The following is a 12,884-nucleotide window of genomic DNA, read 5'->3' on the forward strand; positions in this document are numbered from 1 at the left end:
AGTTAGCGGGAATAGAGTTCGACGACCAGGTTCTCGTTGATCGTCGGGGGCAGTTCAGCGCGCTGCGGATAGGCTTTGAACGTGCCTTTGCCAGCCTTGGCATCGACGTCCAGCCATTCCGGGAAACCACGCGAGCTGGCGGCCTCGAGAGCTGCTTTGACGCGCAGCTGACCACGAGCGGCTTCGGTCAGCTCAACCACGTCGCCCGGCTTCACGATGTAAGACGGGATGTTCAGGCGCTTGCCGTTGACCAGAATCGAGTTGTGGCGAACCAGCTGACGCGATTCGGCACGCGAGCCACCGAAGCCCATGCGATACACGACCGAGTCCAGACGGCCTTCCAGCAACTGAAGAAGGTTCTCGCCGGTTTGACCACGGCGACGATCGGCTTCAGCGAACACGCGACGGAATTGACCTTCGAGCACGCCGTACAGACGACGGATCTTCTGCTTTTCGCGCAGCTGAACGCCGTAGCCGGAGAGGCGCTGACCCGAACGCTGGCCATGCTGACCCGGCGCATAGGAACGGCGCTCGATCGAGCACTTGTCGGTGAAGCACTTTTCGGCCTTGAGGAACAGCTTCTCGCCTTCGCGGCGGCACTGACGGCACTTGGGATCCAGATTACGAGCCACTTTTTACTCCTTGGAAATGCGCCACGTCAGATACGACGCTTCTTGGGCGGGCGGCAACCGTTATGCGGCACCGGCGTGACATCCGTGATGCTGGAAATCTTGATGCCGAGGGCGTTGAGTGCGCGCACGGCGGACTCGCGACCGGGGCCGGGGCCCTTGATGCGCACTTCGAGATTCTTGATACCGCATTCCTGGGCAACCTTGCCAGCAGCCTCTGCTGCGACCTGGGCCGCAAACGGGGTGCTTTTGCGCGAGCCTTTGAAGCCGGCACCGCCGGACGTGGCCCACGACAGAGCATTACCCTGACGATCGGTAATCGTGATGATGGTGTTGTTGAAGCTCGCGTGAACGTGTGCGATACCTTCAGCAACGTTCTTCTTGATCTTTTTGCGAACCTTCGCAGCAGTCTTAGCCATTTAATAACCCCTGATTACTTCTTCTTGCCGGCGATCGACTTGCGCGGGCCCTTGCGGGTACGTGCATTCGTACGCGTACGCTGACCACGCAGCGGGAGGCCGCGACGGTGACGGAAACCACGGTAGCAACCGAGGTCCATCAGTCGCTTGATGTTCATCGTTACTTCGCGACGCAGGTCGCCTTCAACGACGAACTTCGCAACACCATCACGCAAACGGTCCATGTCCGATTCGGTCAGATCTTTGACCTTGACCGAACGGGCAATACCGGACTCGTCGCAAATTTTCTGGGCACGGGTGCGGCCGATGCCGAAAATGGCAGTCAGCGCGATCTCGACGTGCTTATGGTTGGGAATGTTGACCCCAGCGATACGTGCCATTCGGCTATACCCCAAAAAGCGAAACGTTAAATTTTAATCTTAGGCAGCGAGGAGATCAACCCTGGCGCTGCTTGTGACGCGGATCCGTGCAGATGACGCGAACCACGCCCTTGCGACGAACGACCTTGCAGTTGCGGCACAGCCGCTTGACCGAAGCCTGAACTCTCATTTTTGTTGCTCCTAATATTCCTTGATTACTTCGTCCGGAACACGATCCGGGCCTTGCTCAGATCATACGGCGTGAGCTGTACCGTGACCTTGTCACCCGGAAGAATCCGGATGTAATGCATACGCATCTTTCCGGAGATGTATCCGAGCACGACATGGCCGTTCTCGAGTTTCACGCGGAAGGTCGCGTTAGGGAGGTTTTCGAGAACCTCCCCTTGCATCTCGATTACGTCTTCCTTCGCCATCCGGTCACCTGGTGGGGAAACCAGAGCCCTTGAAGTTTGCTTTCTTCAACAGGCTTTCGTACTGATGGGACATCACATGCGACTGCACCTGGTTCATGAAATCCATCGTCACGACCACGATGATCAACAGCGACGTACCACCGAAGTAGAACGGCACATTCCAACGCAAAATCAAAAACTCGGGCAACAAGCACACCAGCGTGATGTAGACCGCACCCACCATCGTCAGACGCGTAAGAATCTTCTCGATGTAACGCGCCGTCTGATCGCCCGGACGAATCCCCGGCACAAAAGCACCGCTCTTCTTCAGGTTATCTGCCGTCTCGCGCGGGTTGAACACAAGCGCGGTATAGAAGAAGCAGAAGAAGATGATCGCCAACGCGTACAACATCACGTAGATCGGCTGCCCCGGAGCCAACGTCGACGAAATGTCACGCAACCACGTCATGCCCTCTGAAGCACCAAACCATTGACCCAAGGTCGCCGGGAACAAAATGATGCTCGAAGCGAAAATCGGCGGAATCACGCCTGCCATGTTCAGCTTCAGCGGCAGATGCGAGCTCTGACCGCCATACACCTTGTTGCCGACCTGACGCTTCGCATAGTTCACCAGAATCTTGCGCTGACCGCGCTCGACGAACACCACGAAACCGGTAACCACTACCACCAGCACGCAGATCACCAAGGCCGTGAAGGGATGCATCGCACCGGTACGCACCAGCTCGAACAACCCACCGATCGCACTGGGCAAGCCCGCGACGATACCGGCAAAAATGATCAGCGAAATACCGTTGCCGATGCCACGCTCGGTAATCTGCTCGCCGAGCCACATCAGGAACATCGTGCCCGTGACCAGCGTGGCAACCGTCACAAAACGGAACATCAGCCCCGGATCCAGCACCAAGCCCGCTTGTGTTTCGAGCGCAATCGAAATACCGATTGCTTGAGCCAGCGCCAACACCAGCGTTCCGTAGCGGGTGTACTGGGTAATCTTTCGACGCCCGGCCTCACCGTCTTTCTTCAGCTGCTCCAGCGACGGCACAGCCACCGTCAAGAGCTGCATGATGATCGACGCGGAGATGTACGGCATGATGCCCAGCGCGAAGATCGTGAAACGCGAAAGCGCACCACCGGAGAACAGGTTGAACACGCCCAGAATGCCGCCGGCCTGAGACTGGAACAGCTCTGCGAGCCGCTCCGGGTCGATGCCGGGAACCGGAATGTGCGCGCCCAAACGATAAACGATGAGCGCACCGAGCACGAAGAGCAAGCGACGCTTGAGATCTCCGAAACGCCCGGTGCTACCCAGCGTGGCTGCGGTGTTTGCCACTGTGCCTTCCTTGCCTTATTCGGCCGAGACGGAACCGCCGGCAGCTTCGATCGCCGCGAGCGCACCCTTGGTGGCACCGATGCCACGCAGAGTCACTTTGCGACCGATCTCGCCGGACAGGATGACTTTGGCCGACAGCGAGTCAGCGGGAATCACGCCAGCCTGCTTCAGAGCCAGCAGATCGATGTCGTCGATCGGCAGCTTGTCGAGTTCGGACAGACGAACTTCAGCATTGCGAGCACGCGTCAGCGAGACGAAGCCACGCTTCGGCAGGCGACGCTGCAGCGGCATCTGACCGCCTTCGAAACCGACTTTGTGGAAACCGCCGGCACGCGACTTCTGACCCTTGTGGCCACGACCGCAGGTCTTGCCCAGGCCGGAGCCGATACCACGGCCAACGCGGCGCGAAACCTTCTTGGAGCCCTCACCGGGCTTGATGGTGTTCAGACGCATAATCAACCCTCGGACTTCACAAGGTACGAAACCTTGTTAATCATGCCGCGCACTTCAGGGGTGTCCTGCAGCTCGACCGAATGATTCAGCCGACGCAGACCCAAGCCACGAACCGTAGCGCGGTGCGATTGTTTGGTACCGATCACGCTTTTCACGAGCGTGACCTTGATCTTCTTATCAGACATCGCTTACCCCAGGATCTCTTCGACGGACTTGCCGCGCTTGGCAGCAATCTCCGCCGGCGTGCTGATCGCGAGCAGACCGTTGATCGTCGCGCGCACCACGTTGTAAGGATTGGTCGAGCCGATGCACTTGCAGATGACGTCGGTCACGCCCATCACCTCGAACACCGCACGCATCGGACCGCCGGCGATGATGCCGGTACCGTTCGGCGCCGGCTGCATCAGAACGCGCGCGGCGCCATGATGACCGATCACGGTGTGCTGCAGAGTGCCATTGCGCAGGGCAACCTTGTTCAGCTTGCGACGAGCTTCGTCCATGGCTTTCTGGACAGCGACCGGCACTTCGCGGGACTTGCCCTTGCCCATGCCGATGCCGCCGTCGCCATCACCGACTACCGTCAGCGCTGCGAAGCCGAGGATGCGACCGCCCTTGACGACTTTGGTGACGCGATTGATGGCAACCATCTTCTCGCGCATGTTGTCATCGCGCTCTTCAGCCGCAGGCGCTCGTTTGCTTTGTTGCTTGGCCATACGATTCCTCGCTTAGAACTTCAGTCCGCCTTCGCGGGCTGCATCGGCCAGCGCTTTGACGCGACCGTGATAAAGAAAACCGGAGCGGTCGAAAGCGACCTGCTCGATCCCGGCCGCTTTGGCGCGTTCGGCGATGAGCTTGCCGATCACGGTAGCAGCTTCCTTGTTCGCACCGGTCTTGAGCTGGGCGCGGACGTCCTTTTCCACCGTGGAAGCAGAGGCGAGCACCTTCGAACGGCAACCCGAAATCACTTGCGCGTAAATATGCGCATTCGTCCGGAATACCGTGAGACGCGCTGCTTTCAGTTCCGCGAGTTTGGCCCGGGTTTTGCGGGCACGACGCAGACGAGCTTGTTTTTTGTTCATGAAAACCGCCCTTACTTCTTCTTGGTTTCCTTGAGCACGATCACCTCGTCCGCGTAACGAACGCCCTTGCCCTTGTAGGGCTCAGGTTGGCGATATGCCCGCACTTCGGCCGCAACTTGGCCGACTTGCTGCTTGTCAATCCCTTTGATCAGGATCTCGGTCTGGGTCGGCGTTTCCACCTTCACACCGGCCGGCATCTGATGCACGACAGGATGCGAAAAGCCCAGCGACAGGTTCAGCTTGTCACCTTGCGCTTGCGCACGGTAACCGACGCCCACCAGCGTGAGCTTCTTCTCGAAGCCTTTGCTCACACCCGTGACCATGTTGTTCACCACAGCGCGCGCCGTACCGGACATGGCGTGACCGTTGGCAGCACCATCGCGCGGCGCAAACACCACCGCCTCACCATCCTTCTCGATGAAGATGTTGTTGCCAAACTGCTGATTCAGCGTACCCAGCGGCCCCTTGACCGTGACCAGGCCCGCGTTGATCGTCACTTCCACACCTTTCGGAAGCGCAACCGGATTCTTCGCTACACGAGACATGGTTACTCCTTAGGCGACGTAGCAGATGACTTCGCCACCGACACGGCCGGCACGAGCCGCACGATCGGTCATGATGCCGCGCGGGGTCGACACAATGGCGACACCGAGACCGTTCATCACACGCGGAAGCTTGTCGCTACCCTTGTAGATACGCAGACCAGGGCGACTGACGCGCTCAATGCGCTCAATGACCGGGCGGCCGGCGTAATATTTCAGACCGATGTCGAGTTCCGGCTTACCGCCGTTCTCGCGCACGGAATACGAATCGATGTAGCCCTCGTCCTGAAGCACTTTCGCAATGGAAATCTTCAGTTTGGAGCTCGGCATCGTGACCGTAGCTTTCTGCGCTTGCTGTCCATTACGGATGCGCGTCAGCATGTCGGCGATCGGATCGGACATACTCATTTCATACCCTCCTTACCAGCTCGCCTTGGTCACGCCGGGCACTTCGCCGCGGAACGCGAGTTCACGCAGCTTGTTGCGACACAGACCGAACTTGCGGAACACACCACGCGGACGCCCCGTCAGCGTGCAGCGATTGCGCACGCGCGACGGACTTGCATTGCGGGGCAGCTGCTGGAGCTTCAGGCGCGCAGTCATGCGCTCCTCTTCGGACAGCTTGCTGTCGTTCACCTGAGCGATCAGCGCAGCACGCTTCGCGGCAAACTTCTCCACGGTCTTGCGACGCTTTTCCTCACGATTGATCAGAGCCAATTTCGCCATAACAGCCTCAATTCTTGAACGGGAACTTGAACGCCGCGAGCAGCGCCTTCGCTTCCTCGTCGGATTTGGCGGTCGTCGTGATGCTGATGTTCATCCCGCGAAGAGCATCGATCTTGTCGTACTCGATCTCGGGGAAGATGATCTGCTCTTTGACGCCCATGTTGTAGTTGCCACGCCCGTCAAAACCCTTCCCGGAAATACCACGGAAGTCACGGATACGCGGAATCGCCACAGCCACCAGGCGATCCAGGAACTCATACATCTGCGGGCCACGCAGGGTGACCATGCAACCGATCGGATAACCGTCGCGAATCTTGAAGCCTGCAATCGACTTGCGAGCTTTCGTCACGACCGGCTTCTGACCGGCGATCTTGGCCATGTCCGCCACTGCGTTCTCGAGGATCTTCTTGTCACCAACCGCTTCACCCACACCCATGTTCAGGGTGATCTTGGTGATGCGAGGCACCTCCATGACCGACTTGTACTCGAAGCGAGTCGTCAGCTCCGAGACAACCGTCTCTTTGTAATACTGTTGCAAGCGCGCCATCGTCACTCCTTAGGCGTCAACCAGTTCGCCGTTCGACTTGAAGAAACGCACCTTGCGGCCATCCTCAAGCACCTTGAAACCCACCCGATCAGCCTTCTGTGCAGCCGGGTTGAACAAAGCGATGTTGGAGATATGGATCGGCATCTCCTTCTCGACGATGCCACCGGTCTCGCCCTTCATCGGATTGGGACGCACGTGCTTCTTGACACGATTCACGCCCTCGACAACGACACGCTCGTCATCGACACGACGCACTACTGCGCCACGGCGGCCCTTGTCCTTACCAGCCAGGACGACCACCTCATCACCTTTACGGATCTTGTTCATTGGCAAACCTCTCAGAGCACTTCGGGCGCGAGCGAGACGATCTTCATGAACTTCTCGGTACGCAGCTCACGGGTGACCGGCCCGAAGATACGGGTGCCGATCGGCTCGAGCTTGTTGTTGAGCAGAACTGCAGCATTGCCGTCGAATTTGACGAGCGAGCCATCCGGGCGACGAACGCCCTTCGCGGTACGCACAACCACCGCGTTATAGACATCACCCTTCTTCACGCGACCGCGCGGAGCAGCATCCTTGATGCTGACCTTGATGATGTCGCCAATGCCGGCATAGCGGCGCTTGGACCCACCAAGGACCTTGATACACATCACCGAACGCGCGCCCGAGTTATCGGCCACGTCCAGCATGGACTGCATTTGAATCATGAATTTATCTCCAACTTTTCCCGCCGGAGCGGTCAGTCTTGGAACCCGTTCGGGTGGGATGCCCGGCAAAGGGCGGAGTTACTAAAGCAAAGATTGAGCAGTATAGCAGCGCGAATTCATTTTCGCAACCACCATACCGCTCAAATCACATCATCCGTACGTGGTTCAGATAACGCGAGCTTTCTCGAGCACCTTCGAGACGCGCCAAGCCTTGGACTTGGAGATCGGACGGCACTCTTCAATCTCGACCAGGTCGCCCGCGCCGGCAACTTCTTCGCCGTCATGCGCGTGGTATTTAGCCGACTTGGTCATCACCTTGCCATAGAGTTCGTGCTTGACACGACGCTCGACGAGCACGGTGACCGTCTTCTGCATTTTGTCGCTGACGACACGCCCCACCAGGGTGCGACGCACACTCTGAGTCTGTTCGGTCATTTCTGCACCGCCTTTTCACGCAACAGGGTACGAACACGAGCTACATCACGACGCACTTTGCGCAGCTGACTCGTATCGCCAAGTTGCTGAGTCGCCAGTTGCATGCGCAGCGAGAACTGTGCTTTCAGCAACTCGAGCAACTCCTTGTCCAATTCCTCAACGCCCTTGGCGCGAAGTTCACTAGCTTTCATGAGATCACCCCAAGTGACGCTGCACGAACACCGTCGCAAGCGGAAGCTTCGCGGCTGCAAGCCGGAATGCTTCGCGGGCGAGTTCTTCGCTGACGCCATCCATTTCGTACAAAACCTTGCCCGGCTGGATCTCAGCGACCCAGTATTCCGGGTTGCCCTTACCGTTACCCATACGGACTTCGGCAGGCTTGCTGGAGATCGGCTTGTCCGGGAACACGCGGATCCAGATGCGGCCGCCACGCTTGATGTGACGGGTCATCGCACGACGGGCCGACTCGATCTGGCGGGCGGTCAAACGACCACGACCAACTGCCTTCAGACCGAACTCACCGAAACTGACCTTCGCGCCACGAGTGGCGACGCCGGTGTTACGGCCCTTCTGTTCCTTACGATACTTCCTTCTCGACGGCTGCAGCATCGTCTACTCCCGATTTCTTCGTACGTGCGCCGCTCTTGTCGGCATCCGATTGATCACGACGGCCGGCGCGCTTCGGGCCACGGTTGTCAGGCGCGTCGGAACGCGGGGCGCGACGCGCCTTGCGAACCTCGTTCTCGCCTTCGACAACAGCCGGCTTCTCGTTGCGACCGAGCATGTCACCCTTGTACACCCACACCTTGATGCCGATGATGCCGTACGTGGTACTGGCTTCAGAAACACCGTAATCGATGTCGGCACGCAGGGTGTGCAGCGGCACGCGGCCTTCGCGATACCACTCGGTACGGGCAATTTCTGCACCGTTGAGACGACCCGCACTCATGATCTTGATGCCCTGGGCACCTAGACGCATGGCGTTCTGCATCGCACGCTTCATCGCACGACGGAACATGATGCGCTTCTCGAGCTGCTGGGCGATCGAGTCGGCGATCAGCTTGGCGTCGATTTCCGGCTTGCGGACTTCTTCGATGTTCACATGAACCGGAACACCCATGATGCCCTGCAGATCGCGCTTGAGCGTCTCGATGTCTTCACCTTTCTTGCCGATGATGACGCCGGGACGGGCGCTGAACAGAGTGATGCGCGCATTCTTGGCAGGACGCTCGATGACCACGCGACCGACGGACGCATGCGCAAGACGCTTCTTGAGGAAAGCCCGGACCTTCAGGTCTTCGCTCAGCATGCCGGCGTAAGAACCCGACGGAGCAAACCAGCGCGAGGACCAGTCACGCGTTACAGCGAGACGGAATCCGGTCGGATGAATTTTCTGACCCATAGTTGCTCCTTACTCCCCGACCGACACGTAAATGTGGCAGGTCGGCTTGAGAATGCGGTTGCCACGGCCTTTTGCCCGCGCAGTGAAGCGCTTGAGCGAAGTGCCCTCTTCGACAGTGATGGTCTTGACCTTCAGCGTATCGATATCAGCGCCGTCGTTATGCTCGGCGTTGGCAATTGCGGACTCGACCACCTTGCGGATGATCTCGGCACCTTTTTTCGGCGAGAAGGCGAGAATGTTGAGCGCCTGGTCGACCGGCTTGCCTCGCACCATGTCCGCGACCAGACGACCCTTCTGGGCCGACAGGCGGACGCCGCGCAGAATAGCTTTGGTTTCCATGACTTCCCCTTACCTCTTCGCCTTCTTGCTCGCGGCGTGACCTTTGAAGGTACGCGTGAGCGCGAATTCGCCGAGCTTGTGGCCGACCATGTTCTCGGAAATGAACACCGGAACATGCTGGCGACCGTTATGCACTGCGATGGTCAGACCGACAAAGTCGGGCAACACCGTCGAGCGACGGGACCAGGTCTTGATGGGGCGCTTGTCGTTGGACGTGCGCGCCGCATCCACCTTTTTCAGCAGGTGGCCGTCAACAAACGGCCCCTTTTTTACGGAACGTGCCATCTCTTACCTCTTATCGCTTGTAGCGGCGCTGCACGATCATCTTGTCCGTGCGCTTGTTGCTACGCGTACGGTACCCCTTGGCAGGCTGACCCCACGGGCTACGCGGCACGCCACCTTCACCGGTACGACCCTCACCACCACCGTGCGGGTGATCAATCGGGTTCATCGCCACACCGCGAACGGTCGGACGGATGCCACGCCAGCGATTTGCACCGGCCTTGCCGATCTTGCGCAGGGAATGCTCGGAGTTGCCCACTTCACCGATGGTGGCGCGGCACTCAACATGCACGCGACGCACTTCACCGGAACGCAGACGCACCTGAGCGTACGAGCCTTCACGCGCCAGCAGCTGCACCGAAGCGCCCGCTGCGCGAGCCATTTGAGCGCCCTTGCCGGGCTGCAGCTCGATGCAGTGGATGGTCGTACCGACCGGAATGTTGCGAATCGGAAGCGTGTTACCGACCTTGATCGGAGCCTCGGAGCCGCTCACCAGTTGCTGACCAACTTCCAGCCCTTTCGGCGCAATGATGTAGCTGCGCTGACCGTCTGCGTAGCAGATCAGAGCGATGTTGGCCGACCGGTTCGGGTCGTACTCGATGCGCTCGACCTTGGCAACGATGCCATCGCGGTTGCGACGGAAATCGACGACACGATAGTGCTGCTTGTGACCACCACCCTGGTGACGCACCGTGATGCGACCATTGTTGTTGCGGCCGGCGTTCTTCGTCTGCTTCTCGACCAGCGCCGCAAACGGGCGGCCCTTGTAGAGGTCGGCATTGACGACCTTGACCACTGCACGGCGACCGGCAGAGGTAGGTTTGACTTTAACGATTGCCATGTCTAGTTACTCCCCGGCCGCGAAGTTGATTTCCTGGCCCGGCTTGAGGCTCACGAAGGCTTTCTTCCAGCCCTTGCGACGACCGGTGAAACGGCCGAAACGCTTGACCTTGCCCTTGACGTTGGCGATGTTCACCGCGCTCACTTCAACCTTGAACAGCAGCTCAACGGCAGCCTTCACTTCCGGCTTGGTCGCCGACGAATGCACCTTGAACACGACCTGCCCGTTCTGGTCGGCGAGCTGGGTCGCCTTTTCAGAGATCTGCGGCGCGAGCAGCACCTGCATCAGACGCTCTTGGCTAAATCCGCTCATTGCCAGACCTCCTCCATCATGGCCAGCGCACCCTTGGTGACCAGGACCTTCTCGAAGTTGACCAGAGACACCGGGTCCGCCTCGGAGACCTCGAGCACCAGCACGTTGTGCAGGTTGCGCGACGACAGGAACAGGTTCTCTTCGAACTGATCGGTAATGACCAGCACCGAATCCAGACCCATGCCTTTCAGTTTCTGCGACAGCAGCTTGGTCTTCGGCGCTTCAAGCGCCAGACCGTCGATGACGGCAAGACGACCTTCGCGAGCCAGCTGCGACAGGATGGTCGCAACGCCGGCGCGGAACATCTTGCGGTTCACTTTCTGCGTGAAGTTCTCGTCGGGCGAGTTCGGGAAGGTACGACCACCCCCACGCCAGATCGGGCTGGACGACATACCGGCACGAGCACGACCCGTACCTTTCTGGCGCCACGGCTTGCGCGTCGAGTGCTTGACCTCTTCACGGTCTTTCTGCTTGCGGTTACCCGAACGGGCGTTGGCCATGTAGGCCACCACGATCTGGTGCACAAGCGCTTCGTTGTAATCACGGCCGAACAGCGTATCCGACACATTCAGCGTCGACGCCTCTTGACCTTGATCGTTCAGGAGCTTCAGTTCCATACCACCCCCGCTCAGCTCGAAGCCTTGACCGCAGGATGGACGATCACGTCACCACCCTTCGACCCCGGAACAGCCCCTTTGACCAGGAGCAACTGACGCTCGACGTCCACACGCACAACCTCAAGGCTTTGCGTGGTGCACGTGACCGCACCCAGATGACCCGCCATCCGCTTACCCGGAAACACGCGACCCGGATCCTGCGCCATACCGATGGAACCGGGCGCATTGTGCGAGATCGAGTTACCGTGCGAAGCGCGGTTGGACGAGAAGTTGTGACGCTTGATGGCACCGGCAAAGCCTTTACCAATCGAAGTGCCGGTCACGTCGACCATCTGGCCAACCGCGAAGATATCGGCAGCAACAACATCACCGGGCTTGAGCGCGGCGAGCTTGTCAGCATCAACAGTGAATTCTTTGAGAACGCTACCCGCCTCAACGCCAGCTTTGGCGTAGTGACCGGCAAGCGACTTGCTCACGCGGCTTGCGCGACGCGAACCGAACGCAACCTGAACCGCGGAGTAACCGTCGGTTTCGGGCGTCTTGATCTGGGTCACACGGTTGTTCGACACGTCAAGCACAGTTACCGGAATGGAACGACCATCCTCGGCAAAAATGCGAGTCATGCCGACCTTGCGACCAACAAGGCCTAGACTCATTTTTTTCTCCTGAACCCCGGTTTCGATTGACCGGGACCGTTTAGGGACTACCACATTTGCGCCGAAAAGCGCAAAGGCCGGATTATACCGGCCTTTTCAGAAAGCATGCAAGCATGCCTCTTGAAATTACTGAAGCTTGATTTCCACATCCACACCGGCCGGCAGGTCGAGCTTCATCAGAGCGTCAACGGTCTTCTCCGTCGGGTCGATGATGTCCATCAGGCGCTGGTGGGTACGGATTTCGAACTGATCGCGCGAAGCCTTGTTCACGTGCGGCGAGCGCAGCACGTCAAAACGCTCCTTGCGGGTCGGCAGCGGCACGGGACCACGGACAACGGCGCCGGTACGCTTGGCGGTGTCGACGATCTCGAGAGCCGACTGATCGATCAGGCGGTAGTCGAAAGCCTTGAGACGGATGCGGATTTTCTGGTTCTGCATGATGTTTCCTAAAGAGCAAAAAGAGCAAAAACCCGGCGTCTTAAGACGCCGGGCGGGGGGTGCATATTACTCGATGATCTTGGCGACGACGCCGGCGCCAACGGTACGACCACCTTCGCGGATCGCGAAGCGCAGACCTTCTTCCATGGCGATCGGGGCGATCAGCTTCACCGTGATCGACACGTTGTCACCCGGCATCACCATCTCGGTGCCTTCGGGCAGCGAGATCGAACCGGTCACGTCCGTCGTACGGAAGTAGAACTGCGGACGGTAGTTCGCGAAGAACGGGGTGTGACGACCACCTTCGTCTTTGCTCAGAACATAGATCTCGCCCGTG

General features: G+C 59.1%; 28 protein-coding genes. All 28 read right to left on the minus strand.

Translation table 11 applies throughout. The features are described from left to right. Window positions 1–2: 2 nt before the first annotated feature. On the minus strand, window positions 3–632 hold the full coding sequence (gene rpsD / locus AC6H0W_RS14455) for a 30S ribosomal protein S4 (protein ID WP_497577897.1): 630 nt from the start codon (window positions 630–632) through the stop codon (window positions 3–5). A gap of 26 nt (window positions 633–658) precedes the next feature. Further along, window positions 659–1,048: a 30S ribosomal protein S11 gene (gene rpsK, locus AC6H0W_RS14460; RefSeq protein WP_497577898.1), complete on the minus strand. Its 390-nt coding sequence runs from the start codon at window positions 1,046–1,048 to the stop codon at window positions 659–661. Window positions 1,049–1,062: 14 nt separating this feature from the next. Continuing rightward, window positions 1,063–1,428 (minus strand): 30S ribosomal protein S13, encoded by a 366-nt coding sequence (gene rpsM / locus AC6H0W_RS14465; RefSeq protein ID WP_497577899.1) that lies wholly within the window; start codon window positions 1,426–1,428, stop codon window positions 1,063–1,065. Window positions 1,429–1,483: 55 nt separating this feature from the next. Then, window positions 1,484–1,597 (minus strand): 50S ribosomal protein L36, encoded by a 114-nt coding sequence (gene rpmJ / locus AC6H0W_RS14470; RefSeq protein WP_497574675.1) that lies wholly within the window; start codon window positions 1,595–1,597, stop codon window positions 1,484–1,486. A 25-nt stretch (window positions 1,598–1,622) separates the two neighbouring features. Next, window positions 1,623–1,841, minus strand: a complete 219-nt coding sequence (gene infA, locus AC6H0W_RS14475) for a translation initiation factor IF-1 (protein ID WP_497574676.1) — start codon at window positions 1,839–1,841, stop codon at window positions 1,623–1,625. A gap of 4 nt (window positions 1,842–1,845) precedes the next feature. After that, window positions 1,846–3,171 carry a preprotein translocase subunit SecY gene (gene secY, locus AC6H0W_RS14480; RefSeq protein ID WP_497577900.1) on the minus strand — a complete coding sequence of 442 codons (1,326 nt, stop codon included), beginning with the start codon at window positions 3,169–3,171 and terminating at the stop codon, window positions 1,846–1,848. 15 nt (window positions 3,172–3,186) lie between these two features. After that, a complete protein-coding gene (gene rplO, locus AC6H0W_RS14485) occupies window positions 3,187–3,624 on the minus strand; it encodes a 50S ribosomal protein L15 (RefSeq protein WP_497577901.1) in 438 nt (145 codons plus the stop codon). 2 nt (window positions 3,625–3,626) lie between these two features. Beyond that, window positions 3,627–3,809, minus strand: coding sequence for a 50S ribosomal protein L30 (gene rpmD / locus AC6H0W_RS14490; protein WP_497574679.1), 183 nt, complete (start codon window positions 3,807–3,809; stop codon window positions 3,627–3,629). A 3-nt stretch (window positions 3,810–3,812) separates the two neighbouring features. Beyond that, window positions 3,813–4,337, minus strand: coding sequence for a 30S ribosomal protein S5 (gene rpsE, locus AC6H0W_RS14495; RefSeq protein WP_497577902.1), 525 nt, complete (start codon window positions 4,335–4,337; stop codon window positions 3,813–3,815). 12 nt (window positions 4,338–4,349) lie between these two features. After that, on the minus strand, window positions 4,350–4,703 hold the full coding sequence (gene rplR, locus AC6H0W_RS14500) for a 50S ribosomal protein L18 (RefSeq protein ID WP_497577903.1): 354 nt from the start codon (window positions 4,701–4,703) through the stop codon (window positions 4,350–4,352). 11 nt (window positions 4,704–4,714) lie between these two features. Next, the gene (gene rplF, locus AC6H0W_RS14505) at window positions 4,715–5,248 is read right to left on the minus strand and encodes a 50S ribosomal protein L6 (RefSeq protein ID WP_497577904.1); all 534 of its coding nucleotides are present in this window, start codon (window positions 5,246–5,248) and stop codon (window positions 4,715–4,717) included. 9 nt (window positions 5,249–5,257) lie between these two features. Next, window positions 5,258–5,653 carry a 30S ribosomal protein S8 gene (rpsH, locus tag AC6H0W_RS14510; RefSeq protein WP_497577905.1) on the minus strand — a complete coding sequence of 132 codons (396 nt, stop codon included), beginning with the start codon at window positions 5,651–5,653 and terminating at the stop codon, window positions 5,258–5,260. 12 nt (window positions 5,654–5,665) lie between these two features. Next, entirely contained in the window at window positions 5,666–5,971 is a 306-nt protein-coding gene (gene rpsN, locus AC6H0W_RS14515) for a 30S ribosomal protein S14 (RefSeq protein WP_497577906.1), read from the minus strand. Window positions 5,972–5,978: 7 nt separating this feature from the next. Next, window positions 5,979–6,518, minus strand: a complete 540-nt coding sequence (gene rplE, locus AC6H0W_RS14520; protein ID WP_497577907.1) for a 50S ribosomal protein L5 — start codon at window positions 6,516–6,518, stop codon at window positions 5,979–5,981. A gap of 9 nt (window positions 6,519–6,527) precedes the next feature. Next, window positions 6,528–6,845, minus strand: a complete 318-nt coding sequence (rplX, locus tag AC6H0W_RS14525) for a 50S ribosomal protein L24 (protein WP_497577908.1) — start codon at window positions 6,843–6,845, stop codon at window positions 6,528–6,530. An 11-nt stretch (window positions 6,846–6,856) separates the two neighbouring features. Next, the gene (gene rplN / locus AC6H0W_RS14530; protein WP_497577909.1) at window positions 6,857–7,225 is read right to left on the minus strand and encodes a 50S ribosomal protein L14; all 369 of its coding nucleotides are present in this window, start codon (window positions 7,223–7,225) and stop codon (window positions 6,857–6,859) included. A 165-nt stretch (window positions 7,226–7,390) separates the two neighbouring features. Continuing rightward, complete coding sequence (rpsQ, locus tag AC6H0W_RS14535) at window positions 7,391–7,660, minus strand: 30S ribosomal protein S17 (protein WP_497577910.1); 270 nt, start codon at window positions 7,658–7,660, stop codon at window positions 7,391–7,393. Next, a complete protein-coding gene (gene rpmC, locus AC6H0W_RS14540) occupies window positions 7,657–7,851 on the minus strand; it encodes a 50S ribosomal protein L29 (protein ID WP_497577911.1) in 195 nt (64 codons plus the stop codon). Before rpmC ends, rpsQ begins: the two co-directional genes overlap by 4 nt. A 4-nt stretch (window positions 7,852–7,855) precedes the next feature. After that, window positions 7,856–8,269 (minus strand): 50S ribosomal protein L16, encoded by a 414-nt coding sequence (rplP, locus tag AC6H0W_RS14545; RefSeq protein ID WP_497577912.1) that lies wholly within the window; start codon window positions 8,267–8,269, stop codon window positions 7,856–7,858. Beyond that, complete coding sequence (rpsC, locus tag AC6H0W_RS14550) at window positions 8,238–9,062, minus strand: 30S ribosomal protein S3 (protein WP_497577913.1); 825 nt, start codon at window positions 9,060–9,062, stop codon at window positions 8,238–8,240. The genes rplP and rpsC overlap by 32 nt, the downstream gene beginning before the upstream one ends. 9 nt (window positions 9,063–9,071) lie before the next feature. Next, window positions 9,072–9,401, minus strand: coding sequence for a 50S ribosomal protein L22 (rplV, locus tag AC6H0W_RS14555; RefSeq protein ID WP_497577914.1), 330 nt, complete (start codon window positions 9,399–9,401; stop codon window positions 9,072–9,074). A gap of 9 nt (window positions 9,402–9,410) precedes the next feature. Then, window positions 9,411–9,686, minus strand: a complete 276-nt coding sequence (gene rpsS, locus AC6H0W_RS14560) for a 30S ribosomal protein S19 (RefSeq protein WP_497574693.1) — start codon at window positions 9,684–9,686, stop codon at window positions 9,411–9,413. Window positions 9,687–9,696: 10 nt separating this feature from the next. After that, complete coding sequence (rplB, locus tag AC6H0W_RS14565; RefSeq protein WP_497577915.1) at window positions 9,697–10,524, minus strand: 50S ribosomal protein L2; 828 nt, start codon at window positions 10,522–10,524, stop codon at window positions 9,697–9,699. A gap of 6 nt (window positions 10,525–10,530) precedes the next feature. Then, the gene (rplW, locus tag AC6H0W_RS14570; RefSeq protein ID WP_497577916.1) at window positions 10,531–10,836 is read right to left on the minus strand and encodes a 50S ribosomal protein L23; all 306 of its coding nucleotides are present in this window, start codon (window positions 10,834–10,836) and stop codon (window positions 10,531–10,533) included. After that, window positions 10,833–11,453 carry a 50S ribosomal protein L4 gene (gene rplD / locus AC6H0W_RS14575; RefSeq protein ID WP_497577917.1) on the minus strand — a complete coding sequence of 207 codons (621 nt, stop codon included), beginning with the start codon at window positions 11,451–11,453 and terminating at the stop codon, window positions 10,833–10,835. Before rplD ends, rplW begins: the two co-directional genes overlap by 4 nt. Before the next feature lie 11 nt (window positions 11,454–11,464). Beyond that, a complete protein-coding gene (gene rplC / locus AC6H0W_RS14580; RefSeq protein ID WP_497577918.1) occupies window positions 11,465–12,109 on the minus strand; it encodes a 50S ribosomal protein L3 in 645 nt (214 codons plus the stop codon). Window positions 12,110–12,235: 126 nt separating this feature from the next. After that, window positions 12,236–12,547: a 30S ribosomal protein S10 gene (rpsJ, locus tag AC6H0W_RS14585; RefSeq protein ID WP_497577919.1), complete on the minus strand. Its 312-nt coding sequence runs from the start codon at window positions 12,545–12,547 to the stop codon at window positions 12,236–12,238. Window positions 12,548–12,613: 66 nt separating this feature from the next. Next, window positions 12,614–12,884, minus strand: a 271-nt coding sequence (locus tag AC6H0W_RS14590) for an EF-Tu C-terminal domain-related protein (protein ID WP_497577920.1), incomplete at its 5' end; no start/stop codon positions are given.

It is taken from the genome of Pseudazoarcus sp. NS20 (assembly GCF_059703745.1).

Coding starts and splice junctions, on each gene's coding strand:
- rpsH (WP_497577905.1), bottom strand. CDS start 5,653: ATGAGTATGTCCGATCCGATCGCCGACATGCTGACGCGCATCCGTAAT.
- rplD (WP_497577917.1), bottom strand. CDS start 11,453: ATGGAACTGAAGCTCCTGAACGATCAAGGTCAAGAGGCGTCGACGCTG.
- rplE (WP_497577907.1), bottom strand. CDS start 6,518: ATGGCGCGCTTGCAACAGTATTACAAAGAGACGGTTGTCTCGGAGCTG.
- rplF (WP_497577904.1), bottom strand. CDS start 5,248: ATGTCTCGTGTAGCGAAGAATCCGGTTGCGCTTCCGAAAGGTGTGGAA.
- rplN (WP_497577909.1), bottom strand. CDS start 7,225: ATGATTCAAATGCAGTCCATGCTGGACGTGGCCGATAACTCGGGCGCG.
- rpsN (WP_497577906.1), bottom strand. CDS start 5,971: ATGGCGAAATTGGCTCTGATCAATCGTGAGGAAAAGCGTCGCAAGACC.
- rpmJ (WP_497574675.1), bottom strand. CDS start 1,597: ATGAGAGTTCAGGCTTCGGTCAAGCGGCTGTGCCGCAACTGCAAGGTC.
- rpsQ (WP_497577910.1), bottom strand. CDS start 7,660: ATGACCGAACAGACTCAGAGTGTGCGTCGCACCCTGGTGGGGCGTGTC.
- rpmC (WP_497577911.1), bottom strand. CDS start 7,851: ATGAAAGCTAGTGAACTTCGCGCCAAGGGCGTTGAGGAATTGGACAAG.
- rpsS (WP_497574693.1), bottom strand. CDS start 9,686: ATGGCACGTTCCGTAAAAAAGGGGCCGTTTGTTGACGGCCACCTGCTG.
- rplR (WP_497577903.1), bottom strand. CDS start 4,703: ATGAACAAAAAACAAGCTCGTCTGCGTCGTGCCCGCAAAACCCGGGCC.
- rpsK (WP_497577898.1), bottom strand. CDS start 1,048: ATGGCTAAGACTGCTGCGAAGGTTCGCAAAAAGATCAAGAAGAACGTT.
- rplX (WP_497577908.1), bottom strand. CDS start 6,845: ATGAACAAGATCCGTAAAGGTGATGAGGTGGTCGTCCTGGCTGGTAAG.
- rpsM (WP_497577899.1), bottom strand. CDS start 1,428: ATGGCACGTATCGCTGGGGTCAACATTCCCAACCATAAGCACGTCGAG.
- infA (WP_497574676.1), bottom strand. CDS start 1,841: ATGGCGAAGGAAGACGTAATCGAGATGCAAGGGGAGGTTCTCGAAAAC.
- rplC (WP_497577918.1), bottom strand. CDS start 12,109: ATGAGTCTAGGCCTTGTTGGTCGCAAGGTCGGCATGACTCGCATTTTT.
- rplW (WP_497577916.1), bottom strand. CDS start 10,836: ATGAGCGGATTTAGCCAAGAGCGTCTGATGCAGGTGCTGCTCGCGCCG.
- rpmD (WP_497574679.1), bottom strand. CDS start 3,809: ATGTCTGATAAGAAGATCAAGGTCACGCTCGTGAAAAGCGTGATCGGT.
- rplO (WP_497577901.1), bottom strand. CDS start 3,624: ATGCGTCTGAACACCATCAAGCCCGGTGAGGGCTCCAAGAAGGTTTCG.
- rplP (WP_497577912.1), bottom strand. CDS start 8,269: ATGCTGCAGCCGTCGAGAAGGAAGTATCGTAAGGAACAGAAGGGCCGT.
- rplB (WP_497577915.1), bottom strand. CDS start 10,524: ATGGCAATCGTTAAAGTCAAACCTACCTCTGCCGGTCGCCGTGCAGTG.
- rpsJ (WP_497577919.1), bottom strand. CDS start 12,547: ATGCAGAACCAGAAAATCCGCATCCGTCTCAAGGCTTTCGACTACCGC.
- rplV (WP_497577914.1), bottom strand. CDS start 9,401: ATGGAAACCAAAGCTATTCTGCGCGGCGTCCGCCTGTCGGCCCAGAAG.
- rpsE (WP_497577902.1), bottom strand. CDS start 4,337: ATGGCCAAGCAACAAAGCAAACGAGCGCCTGCGGCTGAAGAGCGCGAT.
- rpsC (WP_497577913.1), bottom strand. CDS start 9,062: ATGGGTCAGAAAATTCATCCGACCGGATTCCGTCTCGCTGTAACGCGT.